The 5183-nt window shown below is 41.7% G+C and carries 4 protein-coding genes; all 4 read right to left on the reverse strand.

Translation table 11 applies throughout. The annotated features are described in order from the left end of the window. Positions 1-21: 21 nt before the first annotated feature. Entirely contained in the window at positions 22-426 is a 405-nt protein-coding gene (locus B4K20_RS14450) for a hypothetical protein (protein WP_289283436.1), read from the reverse strand. A 38-nt stretch (positions 427-464) separates the two neighbouring features. Further along, positions 465-1769 carry an McrC family protein gene (locus B4K20_RS14455; protein WP_289283437.1) on the reverse strand — a complete coding sequence of 435 codons (1305 nt, stop codon included), beginning with the start codon at positions 1767-1769 and terminating at the stop codon, positions 465-467. Between the two features lie 5 nt (positions 1770-1774). After that, complete coding sequence (locus B4K20_RS14460) at positions 1775-4372, reverse strand: AAA family ATPase (protein ID WP_289283438.1); 2598 nt, start codon at positions 4370-4372, stop codon at positions 1775-1777. A gap of 204 nt (positions 4373-4576) precedes the next feature. Continuing rightward, positions 4577-5183: HNH endonuclease (locus B4K20_RS14465; RefSeq protein WP_289283439.1), on the reverse strand; the 607-nt coding region annotated here is incomplete at its 5' end.

A 5183-nucleotide genomic window follows, 5' to 3' on the forward strand; every position in this document is an offset into this window, starting at 1 on the left:
TTTGTAAATAATTCATTCACCTTATTTATCATCATGATCTAACCTTGCTTTTCTAGTTTCTCTGATGATGTGGTGGAATTTTTTTATTGAGTTTAGGAGTTTGAATTCTCTAGCTTTATCAAGTAAGTCCTGGTCAACTTCAAAGGTACTGCTCAACAGTTGGTCAGCACCTTTTCTCTCATTCAGTTCAAAGTGGACTGTGTCTAAAATCGGATCTTTAGTATTCGGTAGTGGTGTTTGCTTGGGTTTCTGGCCACTGTCTACTCGTGCCCAATAGCCAACAGGCGGTCTAGGAATATGATGCTTGATGCACTTCTTGGCTAATCCCTTATCGCTCAGATGAAACTCTTTCGCTAATTTGCTCATCGGCTTTGACCAAACAAGCTCATAGAGTTCAGTTCTGGTCATCTCAAGTCTTTCTGTCATATCAGTACCTCTTCAAAAGTCAGAAGTTCTAATGCAGATTACCCGCCCTCAAATTGTAGAGGTGGAAAGTATTCAGACCACTCCCCCTGGATTAATAAACCAGACTCTAAACAAAACGGAACAACCCATAATTTAAGATCATCTGAGTAATTAAATTGACCAACAGGCAAAGTAAAACCTGAATGCTTTGGATAGATAAGCATCATGTGGCCTTGTCCTAACTGGTAACGATAACCATAAGCAAGCATTTGATACATGTCTGCCTGGCTGACACCGTATTTATTCTCACTGGTATTCAAGCTCTCGTTAATCAGCTTCCACTTCGTATCCAGTACATGAGAGGTTTCGCTCCCCCACAAGAGAATATCTGGCTTTAATTGGAACCACCTAGTTGGCTCGGCTCTTCCCGATGGTTGATGACTGACAAGGTATTTTGACTTCGCCTGTTCTTGTAATCTTGCTGGGCTGCGAAGAGACTTTCTTAGGCATTGGACCACATACTTTTCGAACAACTGCTCCATAGGGAAAAGTAGCGAAATGCCTCTGTGATTGCCTTTCTGAAAAATAGGGTTCAATTTCTCCAAAACGAGCACGCACCATGGTTTGATGTCAGTGTATGCCTGCATTAATTTTGAATGAGTCCATGACTCTATGAAATGCAGTGGTTTGGTCAAGGACTCAATGTCTTCCAAATAGTGATTAAGCTCATTCGCTAGACGCCAGTTCTCGTTGTCCTTTGTGACTTTTAGTGAGTATTCTAGTGCCGTCTTGATGAGTTGGTTTTCTACTCTATTGGGTGAGAACACATCGTGACGAATATGGAATTGATGCGCCTTGTTAGCAGGCTGACGCTGTTGGCGAGCGACATCCAACTGACCGCGTAGGTAATAGCTTTCTTCTTCTACACGCTCATAATCAAATCTGAACCCGAGTTTGACGAGCTTCTTTAATTCACCCAAAAACTGAGCCAATATCCACTCATGAATCGGGCGGTCCGTTCTCATCAGATCCGCAGGTCCTATCTCACGACTAGGCAAGGCAAAGACTGAAAGTAGCATTCGTCTTAATAAAAGACGGTCCTTCTCTATATCTGAAGAACCTTGGCTAGTCTTTGGTAATACCTCTATTGACTCACCATTTGGAGTTTCTATGTAACCTACAAAACTGCCAAGCTTCAGAGTATCAGGAGTTTCATATTTCCAGACTTTCGCAGATTGTTCTGAACCTCTTAACTCCCTCGTTATCCAATTAAAGGTTGTCTCTGAGATCAGCCCCAGATCAATTGATGGTACATGCGAAATGCACTTAGTCAGCCTCGCATATTCTCTTACCTGCACAGGCATAAGGACTATTTAAAAATACCCAAGTAAGAGCGCGGGTTTGAGAAAGCTGATTTATTTATCAGATATCGTCGATCCTGAAGCGTATCAAGGACTTTGTCACTGAAAAGCTTACCAAGATCACTATCACCATTTTGTAGGATGATGAAACGTTCATCCTCGTTTTTATCTATGTCGTTAAGCACCCAACTGATTCTTTCCCAATCTGCAAAAAAGTACTCCTGAAGTAAGGGGATTATTTTCTTCTCAAAAATGTAAGCAAGCTTTTCTTCTTTCGAGGAGCCGTCGGATTCTCTTAATGGCCAAAAATAACTGTGTCCGATGAGGTGGTCTCTATCCAAAAGAACATCGATCCGATTATTGATTGTTCTAAGTAAATCGCCAACCTTGAAACCGTAAACTTCAACTTCATCCAGTAATTCTGGTGCTGGCATGAGCTCAACAAAAGAAAACCTTCTTCTCAAGGCGAGATCGATGTGAGCAAGCGATTTATCTGCAGTATTCATTGTTCCAAGCAAATACAGGTTGGAAGGAACAGAGAACCGCTCTTTTGAGTATGGAAGCAGAGAACTTCTGACATCTTCCCCATCCATGCGTTTATCGGCCTCAATGAGCGTAATTAGTTCGCCAAAAATCCTGGAAATATTGCCTCGATTAATCTCGTCAATGATCAAAACATAGTTTGGCTTTTTAGAATCATGGCGCTCAACAGCAATCTGATACCCCTGTTCATGAATGGCATTTAAAACACCATCCCAATTCATCCGGTCTAGGGCATAAACAGTTTTCTGAACAAGTCTGGATCCTTGGTTTAGCTCTTTAATATCCAGCTCTATATCTTTCAGGAGCCAATTGACCGGTCTACAGTGAGCAAATTGAGTCTCTCCAGGATTGCTCTCTGCATCCTCATCAAAGAAATAATCACCTGTCACAACACCGACCGCTTGAATCGTTGATTTGTCTCTCAAGCAGAGGAGTATGTCACCAACCTCAATATCTTCAGAAAAGTTTCGAATCGTGTTTTTGTTCTGCTCAGAGAGCTTTTCCCAATAATCAATTTGCTCAGACGATCGCTGTTCTGTTTCTAATGAGAGATCTCCCGTATCATTCCAGCCGATTCTAGCCTCACCACTGTTGAGACAGGCTGTTCTGATTGCATGTTCATCTTTTTTCCCGATTGATATTTTCCAAATCTTTGGTGTTGCGGAGATGCCTAACTGCCTACCTGAATCAGTCGCCTTACTTGCTTTTTCTGCTATTCGTTTGAAAACACCATTTTCAATTTCATAACTAATATTTGAAGATTCTTCATCCGTTTTAGCTCTGATCCCTTCGATGAAATCCTCATAAGAAAAGCTTTGATGAAAGGTCGTAAAAGCGATTCTTCCCTGAAGGACCAATTCGTCATATTTCTCTTTGATCTCATCCCTGGGTGCTGGCCCTTTAACCATGCCATGATGCATCAATTGCTCATACCAATCCGGCTCAGCTAATTGAACGGCAAGCTCTGTGGTCGCATAAGTCTTACCCGTTCCAGGGGGACCATAGAGAATTTGATTCAATTCTGCAGGGAGATTTTCCTTAGTACTCGCTTCCATTGTTGTTTCCTTGGTGATTTTTTCTTCATACCAATCACAAAGCTGTTCTAATTGTTCCAGTGAAGTCACTGTCAGAAGATATGCATCATTGCCTATAGAGAGTGATGGTGCTCTTTGCTTGAGATGATGATTTCTGCTTTTCTCTGGCATGTAATGCTTTAACTCACCATCAAAAATAGACTTGCTGGGCATCTGGGAGAAAAATATCTTTGCACTTCTGGATGTTTTGGGGTCAAGCGCAAGCTCTTTCCCATTTTCCAGTTGTACTGCAAATATATGTTGAGTGGGTTTTGGGCTGTCAGGATACCGATCTATGAGGTGGCTGATCGCACTCGCCGCATTAAAAGGATTATTTCTGTTCTCCAGCCAGGCTTCCCTTGAAATCTCAGGAAATGATTTATCTGGAAATCTATCTCGAACTTTGTCCAAACACTCAATGTAGGATCCCCAGCTCTGATTAGGTTCTGGAATGGAGTTTTTCTCCAACCATGGTCGTGTCTGACTGTCTATTGGGAGATAGGTCTCAGGGTAGGCATAAAACAAACATTGGGTTAACTTTGCGAAGCCAGTATTGGGTACTGTTAGCGCTTGATCAAAACGATCGGCTCCAATATCCCTGGTTTTGGCTTTGAAAAAAACTTTCCAGAGAGTCTCCACCATATCTGGTGTTCTTGTTCTTTTATAAGGGAAGAGCCAGGCCCTTAATGCTTGTGCTGAAGGGACGCCATCAAAATCTTCTGGAGCTACAGCATCGAGATTCAATTCTTTAATTAAGGATTGAAAAATTATTAGACGCTTTTCTTCCCCTTGTTTCATCAGCATGGCGAAGAATGTGAATGGATCCATTTCCGATAATCTGGACTCTTGTTCAGAGTTGTCTCGGTCTATGAGTCCGTTTTTCACGCCAACAGACTCAAGAGTATCGATAAGATTTGATTGATGGTCTTGCTGCGTTTCCAACCATTCAGAAAGAGCACTGAAAGCTGGAATCCATGTAAATTTCGACACGTAAATCCTTATACATTTGATGAATCAGGCTGAAAGCTTACCAGAAACTTTTTCGCTCACCACATAATCAGGCCAATTTTTTACAACTGACTTTTCCCCTGAATCAGTATCATTTCTTTGATGAGATATGAACCCGAGTACGATAAAGCTTGGTGGACATTTATCGGAGAGAGAGGTGTGATTGATGCCTGTGAGTCGTTTACATTAAAGGTTCATTTCCTCAAAAGCTTCACCCAGAGTTTTAATATTCCAATTACGCTGCCGCAACTTGTCTTTATCCCGGTAGGTCATCACGACTCCCTCCATGGCAGAAGGCCAGGCTAATTCCAACAGAACTACTTCACTTCCCAGTTCCACACGGTATCCGACCTCCGGTAATTGTTTTCCTTTTTTTTGGTAGAACATGAGCAGTCCATGCAGTGAAGAATCTGACATATCGAGGACTGTTGACCAAGTCAGTTCATCTAGTAGGCCTTGCTCTTTTCTAAGTAAGGTTATAGTTTGCATATCACTTTGCTTAATAAACATTTGCTCATGGAGTGGCTGTTTACGATGACAGTCAATGCAAAGTGCTTGCAGGTTTTGTTCTTTGTTATTGTGCTTGTTTCCATCCATATGGTGCGTATGCAACAGCTTTTTGTGTGAATTTAAGTCCAGGCTGCAACACTCGCAAATGAATGATTTTTGTTTTCTGTAGGCTTCAGAAACGTCTTTCCAATCTTTGGTATAACCAGTTTTGTTGTTATTTGAAAATTTCTTGGGCAAGTGAGGAAAGACCGTGCTGTAGGTCGAAAAAAAATCATCAATCGTA

Origin of the sequence: Methylophaga sp. UBA5088, assembly GCF_002414625.1 — a bacterium.
Lineage (GTDB): Bacteria > Pseudomonadota > Gammaproteobacteria > Nitrosococcales > Methylophagaceae > Methylophaga > Methylophaga marina.